The organism is Promicromonospora sp. NPDC023987, from assembly GCF_040639055.1.
In the GTDB taxonomy this organism is placed as follows: domain Bacteria; phylum Actinomycetota; class Actinomycetes; order Actinomycetales; family Cellulomonadaceae; genus Promicromonospora.
In genome coordinates this window covers 1-23,169 of record NZ_JBEZZF010000070.1, presented here as the reverse complement: position 1 = coordinate 23,169, position 23,169 = coordinate 1, and the positions used below count along the sequence as shown (strand labels likewise).

Sequence of the window (23,169 nt, the reverse complement as noted above, 5' to 3'; positions counted from 1 at the left end):
CCGTGGCGGTGCCCGAACCCACCCCCGATCGGACGTATCGTCGGTAGGTGCCTCCGTTTTCTCCTCGTGGCCGGAATCGGCGGTCGGACCGCGGTCCTGGCCCGGCCGGCAGCTCCCCCGGAACCCCCAGCGGCCCCAGCGGCTCCGCCGGACCCAACGGCTCCCCCGGTCCGGGCAGCTCGTCCGGTATCCCCAAGGCCTCCCAGGCCGACCTGCTCCGGCTCGCGGCGATCCGGCCCGGTGACTCCGCTGCGCAGCCGGGTGACGCCTCCGGCGGGTCCGTCCGTCCCCGCCGCAGGGACCGTCGCGGCCGCGGCCTGCGCGGCCCCATGTTCCCGCCCGGCACGCCCGCGCACCGCACGCGTGCGCAGCGGTTCGACGACCTCGTGCTCGACGTCGTCGAGGACCTCGACCGGGTCTGGGCCACGCAGCTGCACGGTACCGAGTTCGCGGTGGAGGACGTCCCGCCGTCGGACCCCGCGCCGTGGGAGGACGGCGGCGTGCTGCTCGGCCGGTTCTTCCCCGCCGAGGCCGGCCGGCCCGGCCGCGTGGTGGTCTACCGGCGGCCCGTCGAGGTGCGGGCCTTCGACCGGGAGGACCTGGCCGACCTGGTGCGCGACGTCGTCGTGGAGCAGGTCGCGCACATGCTGGCCCGGACCCCGGAGGAGATCGACCCGAACTTCGGCGACCGGTCCTGAACCCGGGCCGGACGCCGCACGGGGCCTCGGCTCAGCCGACGGCGTCGACCCTGCGCACGCGCACGTCCCCGCCCGCCGCGAGCGGCGCTGTCGGCGCCAGCACGGAGAAGAGGGAGTCGTCGGTGTCCGCGATGCGCACCGACCAGACCACGCCCGGCTCGTCCGCCGGCTGCTCCGCGACGACCGCGACGGCGTCGCCGAGCTCTGCCAGCTCCGCCCACTCCAGCTCGACGGTCCCCCCGGTGGGCACGTCGACCGTGCGGGTCCAGGCCTCGTCGCCGTCCGGCCCGACGCCCCGCAGTGTCACCTCGGTGCTGCCCTCCACGTCCCCGATCTGCTCCGGGTCGCGCTCGTCGGGCACGCCGCTCAGCGTCACCCCGTAGGAGGCGTGCTCCGGGACGGCGACCGCGCCGTCGGCCACGATGCCCTCGGTCGGCACCGCCTGCCCGGCCAGCCACGCCCGGTCGTACGGGTCGTCGTCGATCACGGCGTCCTCCGCGGCCGTACCCTTGCGGTCCACGGCGGCGCCTGCGACGACCGGGACGTCGGCGTCGACGACCACGGTGTAGCTACCCTCGGGAAGCCCGCCCAGGGGCAGTGTGGTGAGCCGGCCCGGTTCGAGCGCCACCTCCTCGCTGCCACGCAGCCGGACGGACCCGTCGGGCCCGAGCACCGAGAGCCGCGCCGTCCCCGCGGTGTCGCCCGGTGCCAGGAGGTCGAGGCGGGGCGCGTGCGGGTCGTCGACGGCTTCGCCGGTGCTGACGACGCCCGACACCGCCGTCGTGCGCGACGGGGCGCCGTCCCCCACGACGAGGTCGGCGCCGGCCGGCACCAGGCCCTCGATCCGGTGGTGCTGGACGTAGGCGCCCACCCGGCCGCCCTCGGCGGTGACGCGCAGGGCGAGGCGGCTCTGGTCGGGTGCGACGGCCTCCAGCATGGTCACCACCTGCTCACCCGGCGGCACCACGACGAGCGACTGGCTCCCCAGGACGACCGGACCGGCGGCACCCCAGGCCTCCAGCCTGACGGTGGCGGGCGTCCGACCGGGGTTCTGGAGCACGAGGCGGCCGCTCGAACCCACCGAGGTGCCGCCGCCCACGAGCCAGTGCTCGACGGTCGGCACCGCGCACGGGCCGGCGACCATGCCGCGCAGGTCGCCCTCGGTGGTCACGGACGCCACCGTCCCGGTGACGTAGGTCCCGCCGCTCGGTGTCACGCGCACCATGCGGGCGCCGTCGAGCTCGCCCGCGCGCACCTGGGCGAGGTCACCGGCCTCGAGCTGGCCGGTGAGGCCCGCCGACCGGTCCCCGTCGAGGGTGGTGACCGAAGGCTCGGCGTCGTCGGCCGCGTCCAGGACGGCCGTGGCCAGCTCCGTCGTGGTCTCGACGGGAGCTGCGCTGAACTCGTCGTCGCCGACGTCCGGCTGCTGCAGCTCCGCGGGCGCCGGGCAGACCAGCCCGGTCTCGGCGGCGGCCACGGGCACGGCGCGCACGCCGTCCGCCGGCGGGGCCGCGACCTGCCCCGCGTCGTGCGTGACGGCGAGCGCGGCGACCGCCATCGCGCACAGCAGGCCGCCCACCGCCGCGGCCGTCCGGCGGGCAACCGCCGGCACCGTGAGCTTCTTGCGCTTCATCGAACCCTCCTGCGTCCCACTGGCAGGGCCAGCAGGGCGAAGACCACCAGCGTGAACGTCGTGAGCACCAGCCATGCCGTGCGGTGGGGCGCCTCGTAGCGCACCACGAGCTGCCCGGCGTCGGGCCCGAGCGCGAAGGCCTGCAGCCCGGCCTCCTCGGCCACCGGTTCCAGCCGGCGTCCGTCCAGGGTCGCGTGCCAGCCCGAGCCCGCGGTCTCCGCCAGCACGACGGCCCGGTCCGCGTCGCCCGCCGCGACGTCGGCGCGGACGGTCGTGCCTGCGGACGGCAGGGCCTCGCGCGTGGTGCCGGCCTCCTCGATGCGGGCCCAGCCGGGCGCGGGCTGGTCGGCGGGCGCGACCCGCCATACCGAGACCTCCTGCCCCTCGGTGACCCGGCTCATGCCCGGCACCATGTCGAGCGTCGCCTCGAGGTCGCCGACGGCGCGTGTCGCCCCCGACCCGGCGTCCACGGCCGCCGACCGGACCTGTACCGCACCGATACCCAGGCCCGCCAGCTGCTCCGGCACCCCCTCGGTGGTGCCGGAGACCAGGGCCGCGACCGCGGCGTCCAGCGTGCTCTCCGGTCCGTCGTCCTCGGCGAGGCGGTCGCCCGACGCCGCCCTGGCCGCCACCGAGACGTCGGCGAGCTGGGAGCCGTCGGCCCGCAGGAGCGCGTACTCGACGGTGCCATCGGTGTCCGTGGCGAGCCCGACCTCCAGCACGCGGGCCTGCCGCGGCGGCGCCTGCATCTGCTGCCCGACGGCGGGCACCACCGGCTCGGTCGTCACGTGCAGCATCCCGGCCCGACCGGCGTCCGCGACGCTGCCGGAGCCGGTCAGCCACGCGGCAGCCTGCGCGGCGGGAAGCAGGAGGGCCAGCACGACCAGCCCGACGACGGCGACCCGGCGGGACCCACCGAGGAAGCCGCGGAGCGCCGCGCCCCGGCCCGAGAGCGCGCGGCCTCCCGCGAGAGCGGCGGTGCCGAGACCGAGGAGCAGCAGCGACAGGCCGGGTCCCGACCACCGGCCGTCGTCCTGGGCGAGCACCGCGACGCCGAGGCCCGCTGCAGCGACCAGCCAGCCCAGCAGTGACGGCGCGGCGACGTGGTGCCCGGGGTCCGCGACCCGCTCGCGGCCGATGCCCAGCAGTGCGGCGCCGAGGCCGACCAGCGCCAGGGCGAGCACCAGCACCCCGAGAGCCCACGGGCCGGCCGTCACGATCGCGTGGACGACGAGCAGCGCTGGGCCGCCGTCGGGCACGTCGAACCAGGGGGCGGGGGCCGAGGGCAGGCCGAGCAGCAGCTCCAGGCCCGACGCCGTACCCGGCGCGGGGACCCCCGACCCGGCCAGCGGCTCGGCCGTGAGGAGACCGCGGTCGCCGTCCCGCACCGCCGTCCACCACAGGGGGGCGCCGACCACGAGGGCGGGCCCGAGCGCGAGGGCCAGGTAGCCGCGTCGGCGCGGCGCCACGAGCACGGCACCGATCAGCACCAGGACGGCGGCCGGCAGCAGTGCGGGCGCTCCGGCCACGACGCAGGCGAGCAGCAGGCCGCCCGCACCCGCCGCGCCCAGCGACACGGCACTCGTCCGGGACGCGCGTGCGGAAGCACCGGCCGGCTCCTCGGCAGCGCCGTCGGGCGGCCCGAGCCGGTCGACCGCTTGAGCGCCCACCGCACGGACGAGCGCGACAGCGGTCCAGGGCAGCAGCGCGTGTGCCAGCACGCCACCGAGCAGCCCGCCGTCCAGCGCCCCGAGGAACGCCGGCGTGACGGTCCACGCGAGCGCCGCGAGCACGCGCAGCCACACGGAACGCGTCACCGTGCCCGCCGCTGCCCACGCGCCGACGGCGGCGACCGGCAGCGCCAGCAGGAGCACCGCGTCCACCGCGTGCTGCAGAGAGCCGCCCACCAGGGCCGACAGGCCGGTGAGGACGAACAGCAAGGGGTCGGCCGGCGCGGCGGTGCCGAGCCCGTCCCGCACCCAGCCGGACGTCGCCGCCGACCACGCGGTCGCCGTCGTGCCGCCGGCCGGGAGCAGCGCCCCGCCGACGAGCCGGCCACCCGCCGCGAGGGCGCCCAGCGCAGGCCCGAACAGTGCTGCCGCGAGCCCCACGGCGGCGAGCACGACCACGCTCAGTGCGGTCCGGCGCCGGGCGGCGAGGGCCTGCAGCTCGGCCTGCTCCAGCTCGGACGGCGCGGCGTCGACCCGGTGGGCCTCGCCGCGGGCGAGCCGCTTGTCGCGCCGCTCGGTGGCGACCTCGCGCCAGGTCCCGAGCAGCGGCCGCAGCACGCTGCGGGGCACCGTCGACGTGCGCGTGATCCGGCGCCGGGCGCGCAGCAGCGGCCCCAGGCGGAACACCGCCCACAGCGGCGCGAGGAGCTCGTCGCGGGCCTGCTCGGGCTGCTTCATGGCGAGCCGGTAGCTCGCGGCGAACGGCGCCCACACCAGCATCGCGAGCATCGCGAGCGGCAGCATCCAGGGCGCGACCGAGGTCAGCCGCAGGTAGAGCTGGCTGCGGCGCCGTGCGCCGGAGGAGCCAGGGGCGTGCAGGGCGACCTGTGCGTGCCGCACCACGGCGTCGGGCACGACGACCACTCGGTGGCCGGCGAGGCGCACACGCAAGCAGAAGTCGGTCGAGTCGCCGAGCTGGCCGTAGGCCGGGTCGGTGCCGCCGACCTCGCGCCAGACCGATGCCCGCACGAGCGCCCCGGCGAGACCGACGGCGAGGACGTCCTCGCGCGAGTCGTGCTGGCCCTGGTCGATCTCCGTGTCGTCGATGCCGGTCATGCGCCGGCCGAGCGGCGACACCGTGTGGCCCACCTCGAGGAGCACGCCCCGGTCCGAGAGCTCTGGGTCGAGCGGCTCGCCGTCCGGGCCGGTCTCCCAGCGCCGCTGCTTGCAGCCCGCTACGGCGACGGCGTTCGAGTGCTCCACAGCGCGGGTCAGCGCGGCGAGGGCTCCTGGTGCGGGGGCGGCGTCGTCGTGCAGGAACCAGAGCCAGCCGTGCTCTGGGGTGCCGGTCGCGGCGAGGGCCACGGTGATCGCGTCACCGAAGGTGCGGGCACCCGCACCGGCCACGTAGCGCGCGCCACCGAGCTGCAGGTCCTGGTGGCCCGACGTCGCCGGGGCCGTGTCGACGTCGACGACCACCACGTCGTCCGGGGTGCGGGACTGGGTCCGCAGCGCCGCGAGCGTCGCGGCGAGGTAGGGACTGCTGCCGCGCGTCACGACGACGGCGGTCACCGTGACGGCGACCGGCGCGGGGGCGGAGGGCTGGGCCGGGACCTTGGCCCAAACCGGTCCAACCGTGGTGTCGTGGGGACCCCGGTCCGGGCTGGGAGCCGACAGGCTGTCGGTACGTGGAGCGCTCATCTCGCTTCACATCATGCGGCGCGTCTGCGTCGACACGCCGCAGACGCGCCGGGGGCGACCCACCTCTGCGCGGGCTCAGACTCTTCCGTACGGTCTGAGCCTACGGTTCTTCTTCGGGCGGGTGCCTCGTACCTCGGCCCCCACCCTGCGCTTCGCCTTCGGCTCAGACCGCGCGGCGCTTGAGCTTGCGGCGCTCACGCTCCGAGAGACCGCCCCAGATACCGAACCGCTCGTCGTTCTCCAGCGCGTAGTCCAGGCACTCCGCCCTGACCTCACAGCCGGAACAGACCTTCTTGGCCTCGCGTGTGGACCCGCCCTTCTCCGGGAAGAAGGCCTCCGGGTCGGTCTGCGCGCACAGGGCGCGCTCCTGCCAGCCGAGCAGCGACTCGTCTGGCTCCGTCAGCTCGTACAGCTCGCCGAAAAGCGGCAGGACCGGTGCCACCGGCACCGCCGCGATTTCCGCGTCAGTCGGGAACTTCACGTCCGATTCCAGAATGTTCCACATGACGTGCCCCTCCATGCCGTGTCCGTGCTCCGGGGCCTTGCCGGCCGACCCATGCCGAGTCAATCGTGGCTGGCCAGACCTGCAGTCTCCAGGCCCCGTTGCGTATGCGCTACGAAAACTGCATACATGGAATTACACGCGTGTCGCCTGGAGTCGTCAAGCGGAAATGTGCTATCGCCCACGGATTCCACGGGTAATTCACGAGTCCTTCCGCAGGTCGTGGCGCACGTCTCACTCAAGACCCGTACTTTTCATATGCCCGGGGCAACCGGCGAGTCGCGCGGCGGAGCCTGGTGGGCCAGCCGGGGTGGACCAGTCGGGATCGCGAGTCGGGCTGCCAGTCGGGCTGCCAGTCGGGCTGCCAGTCAGGCTGCCAGTCAGGTTCGCACCGGGGTCCGCAGTCGGGGGGTGGGCCAGGTGAGCCAGCCGGATCGGTCGCCAGATGGCGAGCCGCACGTTGGGCGTGTCTGGTCGCCGAACCGCAAGTTTGATGTGGACGGGCCTCGCCGACCCGCAAGCTGGCGGTCTTCCTGCGGTCCGACGGACGTCGAGCCGCAAGCTCAGCGTCGTCCTCGACGCCGAACCGAACGACCATGGTCGGTCGGGGCCGTGATTGACACGTAGATTGCGGTTCGCCGACGACGGGGATGCACAAGTTGCGGTTCGGCGACCGTCGAGCCGCCGGAGGACCACCAACTTGCGACTCGAAAGCTCAAACCCGCCTGGACTGCGGTTCGGCGAGGGCACAGACGAACAGGTTGCGGCTCGGCACCCGCCACACCGTTCCAGCAGGAACAACCTGCGGTTCGGCCGCCGCCGGAGTCATCGGTCCGCGGGCGAGCATCCGAACTCCTAGGCTGGCGACATGCAGATCGCGCCCCGTAGCGGCGGCCCCGTGCCCGACGTCGCCTCCCTCCTCGCCCGCCTCGCCGCCGACGGCGGTCGACCCCGTCTCACCTGGTACGGCGACGACGGCGAACGTGTCGAGCTCTCCGGCGCCGTCCTCGCCAACTGGGCGAGCAAGACCGTCAACCTCCTCGTCGAGGAGTTCGACGCCGGGCCTGGCTCCCGCGTCGTCGTCGACCTGCCGGTGCACTGGCGCACCGTGGTGTGGGCGCTCGCCGCCTGGCGCGCCGGCGCGACGGTCGCCGTGCCCGACGCCTCCGTCGCACAGCCGGACGTCGTCGTCAGCGACAGCCCGGAGCGCTGGGCCGACGGCGGGGCCGACCTCGTCGTCGTCTCCCTGCCCGCGCTCGCCCGCCGGTACGACGGCGACCTGCCGGCCGGCGCCATCGACGCGGCCTCAGCGGTGATGACCTACGGCGACGCCATCGGCTGGGTGCCCGAGGTCGAGCCCGAGCAGGACGCCCTGGTGACCGCTGCGGGCGCCGTCGGACACAAGGACCTGGTTCCGGAGCCCGGAGCAGGTGCCCGGGTGCTGGTGGACGGGCGCGGCGCGGTCGCGGACGTGCTGCGACACCTGCTCGGCGTCTGGGCCGGTGGCGGCTCCGTCGTCCTCACGTCGGGGGCGACCGCCGCCGAGCTGGAGCTCGACGACGCACGCCTGACCCGGCTGCTGAGCACCGAGCAGGCTCAGCGGTGAAGCGGACGTGCGCGGCTGTTCACCAACAGCTGTGCGCGGGGTAGGTCCGCCGCCCGGAAAGCGCGGCGAGATTCCCGAGGAAGCCGGTATTGACGCGCCGAAATGCCCGGTCGCACGCCGTTTCGCACGTGCCAGGACCCGGTCTTCGGGCTTCTCCACGAACCCTCTACGGTCCGACCTCGGGGGGTGCGCCGCCGTGCGACACCCAGCCTCTAGGATCGGTGGCCGTGACGTTCCCTGACTTCAGCGCCCCAGGTGCGACGACCTCCACCAAGGGGCCGTCCCATGCCCGGACGCTGAAGGGACTGGGCAGCGGCGCTGCCCGGACGGTAGGGATGGCGCTCGTCGCGGTGCTCTCGCTCGGGATCACGGGCGGTGCGACGGCGATGACGCAGCTGACCGGGAACATCGAGACCGCTGAGATGACCGTCCTCGGGCCGGACCGCCCGAAGGTGGTGCTACCGGAGGACCCGAACGCCGGCGCCCCGCTGAACATCGTGATCATGGGCAGCGACTCGCGCGGCGGCGACAACGGGGACCTGGCGGGAGGTGGCGAGATGGGAGCACGTTCCGACACCACCGTCGTCATGCACATCTCGGGTGACCGGTCCCGGCTCGAGATGATCTCCATCCCCCGGGACTCCACGGTGGACGTCCCGAGCTGCACGACGACGGACGGCACCACCACTCCGGAGCTGTACGACACCAAGTTCAACGCCGCGTTCTCCCTCGGGGTGCAGTACGGCGGCGACGTCGCGTCGGGTGCGCTGTGCACGGTGAAGGCCGTCGAGAAGCTGACCGGCGTCTTCATGGACGGCTTCGTGGTCGTCGACTTCGCGGGGTTCTCCTCGATGATCGACGCCGTGGGTGGCATCGAGGTCTGCGTCGAGGAGCCGATCTACTCCGAGAAGGCGAACCACCTGGAGCTCGAGGCCGGTACGCACACCCTCCGGGGCGTCAAGGCGCTGGACTACGCCCGGGCCCGCACCGGCGCGGGGCTCGGCGACGGCTCCGACCTCGGGCGCATCGGCAGGCAGCAGGAGGTCATGGCCTCGCTCGCCCGCAAGGTGCTGAGCCAGGAGGTCCTGGCCAACCCCGCCAAGACACTCAAGTTCCTCGACGCGGTGACCGACTCGCTCACCATGAACAAGGAGCTCACCAGCATCGATGGACTCGCCGGGTTGGCTTACTCCCTGCGCGGCGTACGGCCTGACACGATCACCTTCATGACTGTCCCCAACGAGTACGACCCGGTCAGGACGGCCAACGTCATCTGGACCGACGAGGCCGTGCAGCTGTGGGACAACATCAAGCACGACCGGCCGGCCGGCTCCGACCCCGACGCTCCGTCGTCCGACGCCTCCGCTCCGGCGGACGAGGCGCGCACGGAGCCCGGTGCGGATGCCGGGACCGACGGCGGGACGGAGACTGGCTCCGAGACCGGTACCGACAGCGACACGGGTGGCACCACCGAGCCCACGTCGGAGTCGACCGAGATCAAGCAGGCCGGTGAAGAAGCCTTCACCGGCGCCGACACCACCAAGGTCTGCGGCTAGCCATGTCAGATCCCAGAACGTCGAACCGTCCGGCCCAAGGGGCCGACGACGACGTGACGCGCGTCCGGATACCGCCGAGCTTCACGCCACAGGGCGTGAGCGGGCGTCCGGGGGCCGACGACGCGATCCCGGTGGGTGACACGGGCGAGCGCCCGCGCATCGTGCCCGGCGCGGGCAATGAGCAGGGCGGGCTCGCCAACGCGGAGACGCCCGGCGTCGGGGTTCCCGGCGTCGCCGGCGCTCATCGCATCGGACGGCCGGAAGGCTCCGACGGGGCCCGCAGCGAACCACGCATCCGTAGACAGTCTTCTCGGGAGGTACCGGTGTCCGGCCCACGCAACAATCCCCCGCCCGTCCCACCACGTAGGTCGGGACTGCCCGGACGGGGGGATTCCGGTGGGCAGGCACCGCGGTCGATCCCGCCGCGCTCGATGCCACCGGCCGGCGGCCAGCAACCGCAGGCCATCCCCCCGGGCCGCCCGGTCCGGGCGAGTGCGGGCCCCGTGCGCCCGACGCCGGTGCGCACCGCACCGCGCCCCCCTGCCGGTGGAGGACGGGGCGGCGGCAACCCGCCGCGGACCCTCGCCTCCGGCGGACGGGGCGGCGGCGGCAACATCCGTATCCGCAAGGGTCGCGTCTTCGGCGTGGTCACGGTGCTGGTGGTGCTCGCCGTCCTCGCCTGGCCGATCGGGCTCCTGATCTGGGCCAACGGCAAGATCCAGCACGTCGAGGCGCTGTCCGACGCTTCCGGCACTCCGGGCACGACCTACCTGCTCGCGGGCTCGGACGCCCGGGGCAGCGGCGGCATCGACGACTCCACCAGCGGCGCCCGCACCGACACGATCATGCTGCTGCACAAGCCGTCGTCGGGCCCGGTGGCTCTCATCTCGATCCCGCGTGACACCTACGCGGAGATCCCCGGGGTGGGTGGCGACAAGATCAATGCCGCGTACTCCTACGGCGGTGCGCCGCTGCTGGTGCAGACGGTGGAGCAGCTCAGCGGCCTGACCGTCGACCACTACGCGGAGGTCGGGTTCGGCGGCATCGAGGGCGTCGTCGACGCCGTCGGGGGCGTGCGGCTGTGCTATCCCAAGGACGTGCACGACGTGAAGTCCAAGCTCGACTGGAAGGCCGGCTGCCACGTGGCGGACGGCAAGACGGCCATCGCGTTCTCCCGCATGCGCTACGCGGACCCGAAGGGCGACATCGGCCGCACCGAGCGCCAGCAGCAGCTCATCGCCGCCGTCGGCAAGAAGGTCGCGGACCCGAGCGTGCTGCTCAACCCGGCCACCCAGGTGAGCCTGGCCGACGCCGGCCTGGCGACCGTCGTGACCGACACCGACTCGGGCATCATCGACATCGCCATGCTGGGGCTGGCGTTCCGGTCCGCGAACGGCGACGACGGCGTGACCGGCACCCCGCCGATCGCCACCATCGGCTACCGCACGCCGTCGGGGGCGTCGGCGGTCCTCCTCGACGAGAACCAGGTCGGCGAGTTCTGGGCGAAGATCCGGGACGGCGAGTACGAGGCGGGCCAGAAGGTCGGCGGAATGCCGGGCTGACCCGGCCGCCAGCGATAGCAAGGGACCGAACTCGATGAGTTCGGTCCCTTGCTATGAGATCGGTCAATCAACCGACCGAGCTCATCCCATCGGACCGATCTCATCGACCCGCCTGGGGAAGGGGCCTCAGCTAGGTCCGGCCGCCTTCAGAGCTGGGCGCGGAGGTTGGCGCCCTTGGCGTGTGCCGCCTTGCTCAGCTCCGCCTGGAACGCCTCCATGCGCTCCCGCAGGGCCGCCGCCTCGTCGCCTGCCCCCGAGGCGAGGATCCGGGCCGCAAGGAGGCCCGCGTTCCGAGCCCCGCCGATCGACACGGTCGCGACGGGCACGCCGGCCGGCATCTGCACGATCGACAGCAGCGAGTCCATGCCGTCCAGGTACTTCAGCGGCACCGGCACCCCGATCACGGGCAGCGGCGTCACCGACGCAAGCATCCCCGGCAGGTGGGCGGCGCCCCCCGCGCCCGCGATGATCACGCGCAGCCCGCGGCCGGCGGCCTGCCGCCCGTAGTCGATCATCTCGGTGGGCATGCGGTGCGCCGAGACGACGTCGACCTCGACGGGGATGTCGAACTCGCCCAGCGCCTCGGCTGCTGCCCGCATGACGGGCCAGTCGGAGTCCGAACCCATCACGATGCCGACCTGCGGGTTGCTGCTCATGCGTTCGCCTCTTCCTCTGTGGTCTCGACAGGCTCGACCCGCGACGTGGGCTCGCCCCGCAGCATGGCCGCGGCAGCGATCGCCCGACGCCGCACCTCGTCCAGGTCGTCGCCGCTCACGTTCACGTGGCCCAGCTTGCGCCCCGGCCGGACGTCCTTGCCGTACAGGTTGACGCGCGCGTCGGGGAACGCGCCGAGCACGTCCGGCAGTGCGTCGGTGAGCTCCGTCAGCCTGGAACCCAGCACGTTCGCCATGACGGTCCAGGCCGCCGTCGGCTCGGTGGCACCGAGCGGCAGGTCGAGGACCGCACGCAGGTGCTGCTCGAACTGGCTCGTCACGGAGCCGTCGATGGTCCAGTGCCCGCTGTTGTGCGGGCGCATGGCGAGCTCGTTCACCAGGACCGTCGGCACGCCGTCCGGCCCGGTGACCTCGAACATCTCGACGGCCAGGACGCCGGTGACGTCGAGCCCCTCGGCCACGGTCGTCGCGATCTCCCGCGCTCGGGCGTCGAGCTCCGCGGACAGGCCGGGTGCCGGGGCGATCACCTCGGCGCAGACGCCGTCCCGCTGGACCGACTCGACGACGGGCCACGCCCGCACCTCGCCCGACGGACGCCGGGCCACCAGCGCGGCCAGCTCGCGCACGAACGGCACCTTCTCCTCGACGAGCAGCTGCGGTCCGCCGTCCGCCACCCCGGCGAACCAGTCGTCGACGTCGTCCGCGGACGAGACCACGCGGACGCCCTTGCCGTCGTACCCGCCCCGGGACGTCTTGACGACGGCGGAGCCGCCCACCTGGCGCAGGAAGCTCGCCAGCGCGGCCCGCCCCTCGTCCGGCGACGACGCGGGCAGGAGCGCCCACCGCGGGCACGGCACCCCCAGCTCGGTGAGCCGGTGCCGCATCACGATCTTGTCCTGTGCCTGCACCAGCGCGTGCGGTCCGGGGCGCACGGGCGTCCCGTGCTCGATGAGGTCGGTGAGCAGGGCGTTCGGCACGTGCTCGTGCTCGAACGTCAGCACGGCGGCCGGCCGGCCGCCGTCGGGCGCGATGAGCGAACGGATCGCCGCCTCGTCCCCGGCCTCGCCGACCGGGGTGTCCGTCACGACCTGGGCGGCCGACGACGCCGAGTCCTCCACCAGGACGCGCAGGCGGATGCCCAACTCGCCGGCGGCCGGCGCCATCATGCGGGCCAGCTGCCCGCCACCGACCACCGCGACGACGGGCGGACCCGCCAGGGACGGGGCGGCGCCGGACGGCTCACCGGAGGGCTCCGCAGCGGAAGATGGCCGTTCGGCCGGGACGGGATCGAGTGTTGCGCTCACGTGGGTCAAGCCTACCGGCGGCCGCGGCCCTTCTTCTGGCCGAAGCTGGAGATCTTCGACCCCACGGGCAGCACCTGGTGCGGGTCGAGCGTCTTGGGCACCCCCGAGAGGAACACGGAGAACACCGGCGGCGTGCGCTGCGTGAGCTGGAGGTTGCCGCCGTCGGCGGCCACGAGGTCCTTGGCCAGGGCGAGCCCGAGGCCCGTCCCCGCGCCCGACGTGACACCGCGCTCGAAGATCTTGCCCTGCATGTCCTCGGGCACGCCGGCTCCCTCGTCCATGACCTCGATGGCCATGGCGCCCCGCTGCCCCTCACGGATCCGCAGGGTGGTGGTCCCGGCGCCGTGCTTGAGCGAGTTCTCCAGCAGCGTCGAGAGCACCTGGGCGAGCCCACCCGGCGTCGCCAGGACCCGGGCGCCGCCCGAGTCCTCGACGTTCAGGTGGCGGTCCACCCGCTCGAAGGACTCCCGCCACTCCTCCTCCTGCTGGATGAAGACGACGGCGACGTCGACGGACTCCGTGGTGCCGCCCTGGGCGCGCCGCGAGCGCGAGAGCAGGTCGTCGACCACGCCGACCAGCCGCTCCACCTGCTCGAGCGAGATCCGGGCCTCCTCCTGCACGTCCGGCTCGCTGGAGGTGAGCGTGATCTCCTCCAGGCGCATCGTCAGCGCCGTGAGAGGGGTGCGGAGCTGGTGCGAGGCGTCCGACGTGAACTGTCTCTCCACGGCGAGCCGTGCCGCGAGCCGGTCGGAACTTCGCGCCAGCTCGGCCGCGACGAGGTCGATCTCCTCTACACCGGACGGGTCCAGCCGTGGACGGACCTGTCCCGCGCCGAGTTGTTCGGCCGACGCCGCGAGGTACACGAAGGGTTGCGCCAGCCGGTTCGCCTGCCAGGCGGCCGTGACGGCGCCCGCGGCGAACGCGCCCACGCTGCCGAACACGACGAGCACCACGACGTTGATCGCCTTGATGTACGCCGGCCAGGCGGAGACGGAGACCAGCACGCCCATGACGGGCTGCCCCTCGGAGATGAGGCCGCGCTCGATCGTGGCACCGGTGACCGGTTCGCCCGAGACCAGCTGCTCGCCGTTGGGCTGGTTCACCGTCACGTAGGCGACGATGTCAGTGTCCTGCGGCTGTACGGCCCGGTCCAGTACCGACTGGTCGACGAAACCGGCCTCGGCAGCGGACCGGTTGCGCTCGTAGGAGTTGACGGAAGAAGCCAGGAGGTCCTGCGCCCGGGTCTCGACTCGCTGGACTTCCTGCCCGTAGATGTACCGGGCACCGAAGATGGCGAGCGGGATGCCCAGGAGCAGGACGGCGACCGCAACCGCGGCGATCGTCGCCTGCAGCACGCGGGCGCGCATCTGGCTAGCTCGCCCCGATCTCGAAGCGGAAACCGAGACCGCGCACGGTCGAGACGTAGCGCGGTGCGTTGGCGTCGTCGCCGAGCTTGCGGCGCAGCCAGGACACGTGCATGTCCAGCGTCTTGGTGGAGCCGACCGGGTCCGAGCCCCATACGTCGCGCATCAGCGTGTCCCGGACGACCACGGAGCCGGCGTTCTGCACGAGGACGCGCAGGAGGTCGAACTCCTTGGTGGTCAGGTGCAGCTCGCGGTCACCCTGGAAGGCGCGGTGCGCGGAGACGTCGACGCGGACGTCCTGTGCGTGCAGCTCCTCCTCCTCGCCGGTCTCGCCGTGCGAGCGGCGCAGGAGCGCCCGCACCCGCGCGAGCAGCTCGGCCAGGCGGAAGGGCTTGGTGACGTAGTCGTCGGCGCCGGCGTCGAGCCCCACGACGAGGTCTACCTCGTCGGCACGGGCGGTCAGCACGAGCACTGGCACGGTGAGGCCATTGGCCCTGATCTCGCGCGCGACATCGAGCCCGTCCATGTCGGGAAGGCCCAGGTCCAGAACTACGATGTCCGCACCGGTCGAGCTCTCGATCGCACCTTTGCCGGTTCCTTGCACGACGACGTCGTATCCCTCACGGGAGAGCGCTCGTGCCAACGGCTCGGCAATGGCCGGGTCGTCCTCGGCTAGGAGTACGTGAGTCATTTCGCCATCGTAGGGCATAACCGACGCTCTGGCGCTACCCGGGCACCCATGGGACGACCACCTCACCGAATCTTTCGGTAGAGGCGGTCATGGCGCAAGTCGTACCACGGGATGACGCGCTCGCACAACGGTTCCACCTACTCTGACCTGCATGGGTTGGTACGAGCGGTGGGCAGGTTGGTCGGAGCGGTATCGGTTCCTGGTGGATCTCACCACGACGGCCGCGGTGGCCCTGTTCGTCGCCATCCTGTCCACGGCCGGTTCCTACGAGCTCTCGGGCCCGCAGAGCGCGCTCCTGGCGGTCGTGCTGCTCGTGCCGCTCCCCTGGGCCCGGACCCGCCCCGTCGCCTCGTGCATCGCCGTCTTCGTCCTGTGCGTCCTGCAGGTCACGGCACTCGGCCTGCCGCTGTTCCTACCGACCAACTTCGCCGTCCTGGTGTCGATGTACTGCGTCACGGTCTACGGCCCGCGGTGGGCGTACCTGATGGCTTGCGGGATGGCCGTGGTCGGTCCCGCCGCCGTCGGCGTCTCGATGCTGATCCACTTCTCCAGGGCCACGTGGGCGGACACCGTGCCCGCCGTCGTCCTGATCGTCACCCTCCTCGCCTGTGCGTTCGCCTTCGGTCTGGTGCGGCGTTCGCGGCGGTCCATGCTCGCGGCCATGCGCGACCGCGCGGAACGCCTCGAGATCGAGCGCGACCAGCAGGCCCAGATCGCCACCGCCGCCGAACGGTCCCGCATCGCCCGCGAGATGCACGACATCGTCGCCCACTCCCTGTCGGTGGTCATCGCCCAGGCCGACGGCGGCCGGTACGCCGCTGCCGCCGACCCAGCGGCCGCCGCACGGTCGCTCGGCACGATCGCCGAGACCGGCCGTGCGGCACTGGCCGACATGCGCCGCCTGCTCGGGGTGCTGCGGGAGGATCAGCCCAGCACCCCCACTCCCCTCGGCCTGGTCGCGCCCGACATCGACCCGTCCCGGCTCGAGCTGCCGGCGTCCGCCGCAGGCTCCGGGCCCGCGAGGCGCGCGGCGGGCCAGGGGGGCGCCGTCCCCGCCTCCGGCGGGCCGGGCGGCCTCGGGCCGGCGACAGCGCCGTCAGCGGGCAGCACGGCGCCTCTCCAGCCCCAGCCCGACGCCGCCGACATCGGCGGGCTGGTCGATCAGGCCCGCGACGACGGCCTCAGGGTCTCCTTCGCCCGGGTGGGCATCGAGCGCCGTCTGCCGCCCGGGGTCGGGCTCACCCTGTTCCGGGTCTGCCAGGAGTCCCTCACCAACGTGCGCAAGCACGCCGGCCCCCGGCCCAAGGTCACCGTCCTGGTGCGCTGGGGCGACGACGAGGTCGAGCTGCGCGTCGAGGACGACGGCCGCGGCCTGGCCGCCGACGAGTCCTCCGCCCCCGACGTACCGCTGCCGACTCCCGGCTACGGTCTGCTGGGGATGCGCGAGCGCGCCGAGATGTTCGGCGGGAAGCTCGTGGCCGGCCCCCGCCGGGGCGGCGGGTTCTCGGTGCGGTTCGTGGTGCCGATCCCCCGGGCGCTCGAGGACCCCGCCGAGGACGAGCCCGACGCCGGCCGCGCGCGCCCCGCCGACCACGCGACGGACGACACACCCGACCAGGACGACGAACAGCAGGACAACGAACAGGGAGCACGATGACCTACAGCCCGGACGCACCCGACGGACCGGTGCGCGTCGCGCTCGTCGACGACCAGCCCCTGGTCCGGGCGGGCCTGCGCATGGTGATCAACTCCCAGCCCGACCTGCGCGTGGTCGTCGAGGCGGACGACGGTCGCGACGCGCTGCGCCGGCTGGCCACCACGGTGTCCGACGTCGTGCTCATGGACGTGCGCATGCCCGCGATGGACGGCCTGACCGCCACCCGCGCGCTCCTGGCCGACGGCGCCGCCGCCGCGGCGGGCGACCCCCGCGTCGTCGTGCTCACCACGTTCGACCTGGACGAGTACGTGCTCGACGCCATCCGGGCCGGGGCCAGCGGCTTCCTGCTCAAGGACGCCCAGCCGGAGGAGCTGCTCACGGCCATCCGCACGGTGCATCAGGGGGACGCGGTGATCGCGCCGTCGTCCACGCGGCGGCTCATGGAGCGCCTGGTCACCACGCTGCCGCCCGAGGAGGCGGCAGGCCCCCAGGAGGCGCTCGCCGCCCTGACGAGCCGCGAGCGCGAGGTGCTCGTGCTCATGGCCCGCGGGCGGTCCAACACCGAGATCGCGTCCGACCTGTTCGTCGCCGAGGCGACGGTCAAGACGCACGTGGGGCGCATCCTGTCGAAGCTGAACGCCCGCGACCGCGTGCAGGCGGTGGTGACGGCCTACGAGACGGGCCTGGTCCGCCCGAACTCCTGATCCGTCCTCGTCGCTAGTCGGCGGCGAGCGCCGCCACCGGGCGTGTGCGGGCGGCCGCGTGCGCCGGCACCACCGAGGCGATCAGCCCCGCGAGGAGGGCGACTCCGAGGACCACCGCGGTCTCGGTCCAGGGCACCACGAACGGCACCCTGCCGAGCGCGGACAGTGCCGTAGCGGCGCCCGCCCAGCCGTACAGGAGGCCGAGCACGACTCCGAGCACCGCACCGACCGCCGCGATGACGATGCCCTCGACGGCGAGCGTCGCCCGCAGCTGGCGCTTCGAGAGCCCGATGGCCCGCAGCACGGCGTTCTCCTTGGTGCGGTCCATGACGGACAGCGACAGGGTGTTGGCCACGCCGATCAGCGCGATCACCACTGCCACGGCGAGCAGCCCGACGACGATCGCGAGGATCGCGTCGACGATCTGCTGGTAGGCGGACCGCTCGACGACGATGCCCGCGACGCCGACGGTCTCGCCGGTGGTGGAGACCGCCTCCTGGACGGCGGAGACGACCTCCGCGGCGTCCCGGCCGTCGTCGACCTCCGCCCACACCTCGCCGGCGGCCGTGCTCGGGGCGAAGGCCGTGAGGTCCTGCGGCGTCAGGTAGGCCCGGTCGGCCTGGGAGTCGCTGTGCGCGACGTCGAGCGTGACCTCGCCGGCCGGTCCGGTGAGCTCTAGGGTCTCGAGACCCTCCAGGCCGTAGAGCGCGGCCGCCCGCTCCGGCACCACGATGGTGCCGGGCCGCAGCAGCTCGGCGTCGGCGGGCGTGTTCGCGACGGCACGCAGCGCCTCCGGCTCGACGACGGCGACCTGCACGGCCTTTCCCTCGTCCGCCCGCTCGGCGGACACGTTCGTCACCTCGGTCACGGCTCCCAGCCCTTCGACGCCGTCGAGGGCAGCCACCACGGTGGCGGGGACTGCGGCCGGGCCGTTCTCGTCGTACGTCGTGCTGGTGACCTGGAGGTCGACAGGGAAGCGCGCGTCCAGCTGGTCGTCCATGGCGACGCGCGCGCTGGCGGCGCCCGTCGTCATCATGGAGACCAGGGTGACGCCGATGAGCAGCGCGGTGGACGTCGCCGCCGTGCGGCGGGGGTTGCGCAGCGTGTTGGCCGATGCCAGGCGTGCCGCGGGTCCACCGGCACCCGCGAACCGGCCGAAGGCCGCGGCGACGCGCGGCAGCCAGAAGACGGACCCTGCGATCACACCGACCAACGACACGGAGCCGCCGAGGACCGCGGCGAACAGCCCGACGTCGATGCTGCCGGACCTTCCGAGGGCCACGCCTCCTGCCATGACCACGAACCCGCCGACGGTGGCGACCCCGGCGAGCACGGCCCGGGCACGGTTGGTCCCGCACCGGCCGGGCGCCTGGGCGGGCCGCAGGGCGGCGAGCGGAGCGACGCGTGAGGCGGCCCGCGCCGGAGCGAGCGCGGCGACGAGGGTCACCAGGAGGCCGACCGCGAGCGGCACGAGGAGTGCGGACGGGCTCGGGGTGATCGTCCGCGGCAGCGCCACCCCGAGGTCGAAGCTCGGGGCGACCAGGAGCCCGGCCTGCACGAACAGGGATCCGACGACGACGCCCGCCACCGACGCGACCGCGCCGAGGACCGCCGCCTCGAGCAGGACGCTGCGGTAGACCTGCCCGGTGCTCGCGCCCACGCAGCGCAGGAGCGCGAGGGTGTGCGACCGCTGTGCGACGAGGACCTGGAGCGTGTTCGCGATGACGAGTCCCGCGACCACCAGGGAGACCGCTGCGAGCGCCAGGGCGAACACGAGGTAGACGATGTTCTGGCCGTCGGAGATCGACGCGACGACGTCCTCCGCGTACTCCTCGGGTGTGGTGACCCCGGTGGCGGACGGGACGGCAGCGGCGAGGTCGCGCTTGACCGCTTCGACGGCGGCCTGGTCGCCGGGCCGGTCCAGGGCGACGACCAGCGTCCGCATGCCGGGGGGCTCGGCGCCGCCCGAGTCTTCGGTGAGCCGCCGCTCCAGCGCCGCCGGGCTGACGACGGCGACGCCGCCGCCCGCCGCATACGTGCCGAGCGGATCGTCGACGAGACCGGACACCGTCAGCCGCTGAGCGACCTCCTGTCCGCCGTAGCACTCGGCGCCGTTCTCGTCCACGGCCCGGTGGCCGCCCCGCAGGCAGCGCGTCGACGCGATGGTGTCGCCCACGCCGACGTCGAAGAGCTCCGCGACCTCGACGGGGAGCACTATGCGACGGGGCCCGTCGGCCCAGGTGCCGTCCGCCAGGACCAGCGGCGAGAGCCGCGGGTCGGAGGGCGTCGCGACGAGCGACTGATAGACCGTCCTGCTGCCGTGGTTCAGCTCCGCGTACGTGCCGTGGAACCCGTCGGCCGCCGCGACGCCCTCGACGGCCCGCACGGCGTCCGTGTCCGCGGGGTCCATGGTGCCGCCCCGGTCGAAGACGACGAGGTCCGCGTCGGCGTACTGGGCGGCCACCTGGGCGTACGTGGTGCGGGTGATGATGGTGCCCGCCTGCAGCGTCGCGGCCACGAACGCGGTGCTGATGACGATGGCGAGGCCTGCGGCAGCGAGCCTGCCGATGCTGCGCCGCATCTGGCCCAGCGCGACGCGGGTGGTGGGGTCGGCGGTCAGCACGCGGAGGCCGGCCGGCTCGGTGGGACGTACACGATGGTGTCCACGTTTCTCTCCCCTGAGTCCTTGCGGCTGCCGCGTGCTGACCGGACGTGCTGTGTCGCCTACTCCGCCGCGAGCGCCGCCACGGGGTGGGTGCGCACCGCGGCCCGTGCGGGCACCACCGATGCGACGAGCCCTGCGATGAGGGCGACGCCGATGACCGCCGCGATGTCGAGCCACGGGACCACCAGCGGGACCTCCCCCAGCGCGGACAGGACGCTGATCGCGCCGGCCCAGCCGTACACCAGCCCGAGCAGGACACCGAGCACGGCGCCCACCCCTGCGATGAGCATCCCTTCGATGGCCAGCATGGCGCGCAACTGCCCCTTCGAGAGCCCGATCGCCCGCAGCATCGCGCTCTCCCTCGTCCGCTCGATGACGGACAGCGACAGGGTGTTCGCCACGCCGATCAGCGCGATGATCACCGCGACGGCGAGCAGCCCGACGACGATGGCGAGGACCATGTCGATGAATTGCTGGATGCTGTCCCGCTGGGCTGCGGCGCCGCCCACGTTCACCACTTCGTCGGTGCTCGCCACAGCGTCCTGTACTGCCGAGATGGTGGCCGCCACGTCCTGCCCGTCGGCGACCCCCGCCCAGAGCTGATTGGGCCGCAGGTCGGGGTGGATGCTCGCGAGGTCCTGGGGCGCGATGAACGCCGTCCCGTACTTCAGGTCGCGGACCGCGACGTCAAGGGTGGTGGTCCCCCCGGGCCCGTTGAGCACGATCTCGTCGAGCCCCTTGATCTCGTGGTTCGTGGCGACCATCTCCGGGATGACCATGGTGCCCGGTCGCAGGTCGCCGAACTCTTCAGCACTGTTCACGACGGCGCGTAGCTCGTCAGGGGTTGCTGCGACCACGTCGATCTCCGGCCACCTCGCGTCGGGCGTCTCCACATAGGCCTCGGTCACCTGCGCGGTGGCCTCGAGCCCCTCGACGCCGGACACCGCGTCGGTGACGACCGGTGGCATCGCGGCCTGCTGGTCGTCGTCGTACGTCGTGGTGGATACCAGGATGTCGACGGGGTACTGCGAGCTCAGCGTGTTGTCCAAGGCGGCGCGTGCGGTCGCGGCGCCGGTCGTCATCAGGCCGACGAGGGTGACGCCGATCAGCAGCGCGGTCGCCGTCGCCGCCGTCCGCCGGGGATTGCGCAGGGTGTTCGCCGTCGCGAGCCGGGCGGACGGGCCCGTCGTGCCCACGAGCCTGCCGATGCCTGCTGCGACCTTCGGCAGCCAGAACACCGAGCCGACGATCACGCCGATCCAGGACACCGAGCCGCCGAGGACGACGGCCCCCAGGGTGAGCACCGGCGCAGGAGTGAGCTCCTCCTGGAGCGCGAACCAGACACCCCCCGCCACCACCGCAAGCCCGCCAACGGTGGTGATGGTCGCGAACACGGCACGGACGCGACCAGCACCCTTGCGCAGGGTCGGGGCGTCACTGGGCCGGAGTGCGGCCAGCGGCGCCACCCGTCCCGCGGCGAGCGCGGGGGCAATCGCGGAGACAAGGGTCACGACGACGCCGACGGCGAGTGGCGCGACCAGGACCGGCCAGGTCAGGGTGATGGTCTCGGGCAGCGGCACGTTCACCTGGTCGATGAGCGGTACGACCATGAGCGCGCCCTGCGCCAGCACGATTCCGCCGATGATGCCGGCCAGGGACGCGAGGGTGCCGAGGATCGCGGCCTCGAGCAGCACGCTGCGGTAGAGCTGTCCCGTGGTTGCGCCGACGCAGCGCAGCAGCGCCAGAGTGCGGGCGCGTTGTGCGACAAGCACCTGGAACGTGTTGGCGATGACCAGCCCAGCGACCACCAGGGCGATGACCGCGAAGGCCAGGACGAACACGAGGTAGATGATGTTCGTCCCACCCGTCATCTCCTCCAGCGTCTCCGTGGCGTACTCCTCGGTGGTCATCACGTTGCTGGCCTCGGGGACGGCGCCCGCGAGGGCCGCGTCGACCACGGCCGGGTCGGCCGAGTCCTCGAGCGCGACCAGGATCGCGCTGGTGGCGGACTTCTGGCCGGGCTCGGTCGCGTCGGAGAGCCGCTCCGCGATCGCTGCCTGGGTCATGACCGCGGCGCCACCTGACCCCACGTACGCGTCGAACGGGTCGGCCACGAGGCCGGTCACCGTCAACTTCTCGTTGATCTGGTGGCCGTCGTACCCCTCGGTCCCGTCGTCGAAGGTGGTGGGCTCGTCGTCCATGATCCACCGGGACGAGGCGACGACGTCGCCGATTCCGAGACCGAGTCGCTCGGCGACCTCCGGCGGGAGCGCGATCTCGTCCGCCGCTGCCGGCCAGGCACCGTCGGACAGCTCGAGCGGCGCGAGGCGCTCGTCCGAAGCCACGCCGATGATCTGCTGAAAGACCGACTTCCCGGCGTGGTTGAGCTCTGAGTTCAGGTTCACCTGCGGGTCGGCAGCAGCGACGCCCTCGACGTTCCGGGTCGCCTCGACGTCGGCAGCGGTCAATGACTCGTCACCGAAGACCACGAGCTCCGCGTCGGCGAAGGTTGCCGTCACCTGGTTGTGCGTCATCTCGGTGATGACGGTTCCGCTCAGCAGCGTGACCGCGACGAACCCCGTACCGATGCCGATGGCGACGGCGGCTGACGCGAGGCGGCCCGCGCTGCGGCGCATCTGCGCGAGCGTGAGACGCGCTGCGGGCATGGAGGTGGCCATCACGCACCCGCCCCGGACCGGTGCGTCGTCGCCGCGGGTTCGAGGGTGCGCAGGGCGTCGAGGCCGGCCATCGCGGACTCCGGCGTCGGGTCGCTGATGTCGCCCGCGATGCGGCCGTCGGCGATCAGGACCGCACGGTCGGCGTACGCCGCGGCCGACGGATCATGCGTGACCATGATGATCGTGCGACCCAGCTCGCGGACGGAGCGGCGCAGGAAGGACAGGACCTCGGCCCCGGAGCGGGAGTCGAGGTTGCCTGTCGGCTCGTCGGCGAACACGACGTCGGGCTGCGCGATCAGCGCGCGGGCGATCGCGACGCGTTGCTGCTGCCCACCGGACAGCTCGCCGGGGCGGTGCGTCAGCCGGCCGGCCAGGCCCAGGGTGTCGACCAGGGTGTCGAACCAGGCCTTGTCCACCGTGCCGCCGGCGAGCTCGACGGGCAGGGTGATGTTCTGCTCGGCGGTGAACATCGGCAGGAGGTTGAACTGCTGGAACACGAACCCG

General features: G+C 73.3%; 16 protein-coding genes. 6 read left to right on the top strand and 10 right to left on the bottom strand.

Annotation, left to right across the window (positions count from 1 at the left end):
- Positions 1-47: 47 nt before the first annotated feature.
- Positions 48-698: a metallopeptidase family protein gene (locus AB0F40_RS22940; protein ID WP_357473166.1), complete on the top strand. Its 651-nt coding sequence runs from the start codon at positions 48-50 to the stop codon at positions 696-698.
- A gap of 31 nt (positions 699-729) precedes the next feature.
- On the opposite strand, the gene AB0F40_RS22935 is transcribed toward AB0F40_RS22940, so the two are convergent.
- From AB0F40_RS22935 to AB0F40_RS22925, 3 genes are all read right to left on the bottom strand, one after another.
- Positions 730-2,331: a DUF5719 family protein gene (locus AB0F40_RS22935; RefSeq protein ID WP_357473164.1), complete on the bottom strand. Its 1,602-nt coding sequence runs from the start codon at positions 2,329-2,331 to the stop codon at positions 730-732.
- Positions 2,328-5,702 (bottom strand): glycosyltransferase, encoded by a 3,375-nt coding sequence (locus AB0F40_RS22930; RefSeq protein ID WP_357473161.1) that lies wholly within the window; start codon positions 5,700-5,702, stop codon positions 2,328-2,330. The genes AB0F40_RS22935 and AB0F40_RS22930 overlap by 4 nt, the downstream gene beginning before the upstream one ends.
- A 163-nt stretch (positions 5,703-5,865) precedes the next feature.
- Positions 5,866-6,207, bottom strand: a complete 342-nt coding sequence (locus tag AB0F40_RS22925; RefSeq protein WP_253872227.1) for a WhiB family transcriptional regulator — start codon at positions 6,205-6,207, stop codon at positions 5,866-5,868.
- Between the two features lie 865 nt (positions 6,208-7,072).
- On the opposite strand from AB0F40_RS22925, the gene AB0F40_RS22920 reads away from it, so the two are divergent.
- The 3 genes from AB0F40_RS22920 (at position 7,073) to AB0F40_RS22910 (ending at position 10,928) form a co-directional block, all read left to right on the top strand.
- The gene (locus AB0F40_RS22920) at positions 7,073-7,810 is read left to right on the top strand and encodes a TIGR03089 family protein (protein WP_357473156.1); all 738 of its coding nucleotides are present in this window, start codon (positions 7,073-7,075) and stop codon (positions 7,808-7,810) included.
- Between the two features lie 227 nt (positions 7,811-8,037).
- Positions 8,038-9,366, top strand: a complete 1,329-nt coding sequence (locus AB0F40_RS22915; RefSeq protein ID WP_357473153.1) for an LCP family protein — start codon at positions 8,038-8,040, stop codon at positions 9,364-9,366.
- Positions 9,367-9,368: 2 nt separating this feature from the next.
- Positions 9,369-10,928 carry an LCP family protein gene (locus AB0F40_RS22910; protein ID WP_357473150.1) on the top strand — a complete coding sequence of 520 codons (1,560 nt, stop codon included), beginning with the start codon at positions 9,369-9,371 and terminating at the stop codon, positions 10,926-10,928.
- A gap of 146 nt (positions 10,929-11,074) precedes the next feature.
- On the opposite strand, the gene purE is transcribed toward AB0F40_RS22910, so the two are convergent.
- From purE to AB0F40_RS22890, 4 genes are all read right to left on the bottom strand, one after another.
- On the bottom strand, positions 11,075-11,584 hold the full coding sequence (gene purE, locus AB0F40_RS22905; protein ID WP_357473147.1) for a 5-(carboxyamino)imidazole ribonucleotide mutase: 510 nt from the start codon (positions 11,582-11,584) through the stop codon (positions 11,075-11,077).
- Positions 11,581-12,768: a 5-(carboxyamino)imidazole ribonucleotide synthase gene (locus AB0F40_RS22900; protein WP_357473183.1), complete on the bottom strand. Its 1,188-nt coding sequence runs from the start codon at positions 12,766-12,768 to the stop codon at positions 11,581-11,583. Before AB0F40_RS22900 ends, purE begins: the two co-directional genes overlap by 4 nt.
- Before the next feature lie 149 nt (positions 12,769-12,917).
- Positions 12,918-14,273, bottom strand: a complete 1,356-nt coding sequence (locus AB0F40_RS22895; RefSeq protein WP_357473144.1) for a HAMP domain-containing sensor histidine kinase — start codon at positions 14,271-14,273, stop codon at positions 12,918-12,920.
- A 4-nt stretch (positions 14,274-14,277) separates the two neighbouring features.
- A complete protein-coding gene (locus AB0F40_RS22890; RefSeq protein ID WP_026366105.1) occupies positions 14,278-14,961 on the bottom strand; it encodes a response regulator transcription factor in 684 nt (227 codons plus the stop codon).
- 151 nt (positions 14,962-15,112) lie between these two features.
- Here AB0F40_RS22890 and AB0F40_RS22885 point away from each other — a divergent pair, with 151 nt between their 5' ends.
- Entirely contained in the window at positions 15,113-16,618 is a 1,506-nt protein-coding gene (locus AB0F40_RS22885; protein WP_357473141.1) for a histidine kinase, read from the top strand.
- Positions 16,615-17,322: a response regulator transcription factor gene (locus tag AB0F40_RS22880; RefSeq protein ID WP_357473138.1), complete on the top strand. Its 708-nt coding sequence runs from the start codon at positions 16,615-16,617 to the stop codon at positions 17,320-17,322. Before AB0F40_RS22885 ends, AB0F40_RS22880 begins: the two co-directional genes overlap by 4 nt.
- Before the next feature lie 13 nt (positions 17,323-17,335).
- Here the strand turns inward: AB0F40_RS22880 and AB0F40_RS22875 are convergent, their stop codons facing one another.
- From AB0F40_RS22875 to AB0F40_RS22865, 3 genes are all read right to left on the bottom strand, one after another.
- Positions 17,336-19,945 (bottom strand): FtsX-like permease family protein, encoded by a 2,610-nt coding sequence (locus AB0F40_RS22875; RefSeq protein WP_357473135.1) that lies wholly within the window; start codon positions 19,943-19,945, stop codon positions 17,336-17,338.
- Between the two features lie 101 nt (positions 19,946-20,046).
- Complete coding sequence (locus tag AB0F40_RS22870) at positions 20,047-22,653, bottom strand: FtsX-like permease family protein (protein WP_357473132.1); 2,607 nt, start codon at positions 22,651-22,653, stop codon at positions 20,047-20,049.
- 11 nt (positions 22,654-22,664) lie between these two features.
- The coding region (locus AB0F40_RS22865) for an ATP-binding cassette domain-containing protein (protein ID WP_357473129.1) at positions 22,665-23,169 on the bottom strand (505 nt) is incomplete at its 5' end.

Coding starts and splice junctions, on each gene's coding strand:
- AB0F40_RS22930 (WP_357473161.1), bottom strand. CDS start 5,702: ATGAGCGCTCCACGTACCGACAGCCTGTCGGCTCCCAGCCCGGACCGG.
- AB0F40_RS22880 (WP_357473138.1), top strand. CDS start 16,615: ATGACCTACAGCCCGGACGCACCCGACGGACCGGTGCGCGTCGCGCTC.
- purE (WP_357473147.1), bottom strand. CDS start 11,584: ATGAGCAGCAACCCGCAGGTCGGCATCGTGATGGGTTCGGACTCCGAC.
- AB0F40_RS22900 (WP_357473183.1), bottom strand. CDS start 12,768: ATGATGGCGCCGGCCGCCGGCGAGTTGGGCATCCGCCTGCGCGTCCTG.
- AB0F40_RS22935 (WP_357473164.1), bottom strand. CDS start 2,331: ATGAAGCGCAAGAAGCTCACGGTGCCGGCGGTTGCCCGCCGGACGGCC.
- AB0F40_RS22910 (WP_357473150.1), top strand. CDS start 9,369: ATGTCAGATCCCAGAACGTCGAACCGTCCGGCCCAAGGGGCCGACGAC.
- AB0F40_RS22885 (WP_357473141.1), top strand. CDS start 15,113: ATGGGTTGGTACGAGCGGTGGGCAGGTTGGTCGGAGCGGTATCGGTTC.
- AB0F40_RS22925 (WP_253872227.1), bottom strand. CDS start 6,207: ATGTGGAACATTCTGGAATCGGACGTGAAGTTCCCGACTGACGCGGAA.
- AB0F40_RS22890 (WP_026366105.1), bottom strand. CDS start 14,961: ATGACTCACGTACTCCTAGCCGAGGACGACCCGGCCATTGCCGAGCCG.
- AB0F40_RS22895 (WP_357473144.1), bottom strand. CDS start 14,273: ATGCGCGCCCGCGTGCTGCAGGCGACGATCGCCGCGGTTGCGGTCGCC.
- AB0F40_RS22870 (WP_357473132.1), bottom strand. CDS start 22,653: ATGCCCGCAGCGCGTCTCACGCTCGCGCAGATGCGCCGCAGCGCGGGC.
- AB0F40_RS22920 (WP_357473156.1), top strand. CDS start 7,073: ATGCAGATCGCGCCCCGTAGCGGCGGCCCCGTGCCCGACGTCGCCTCC.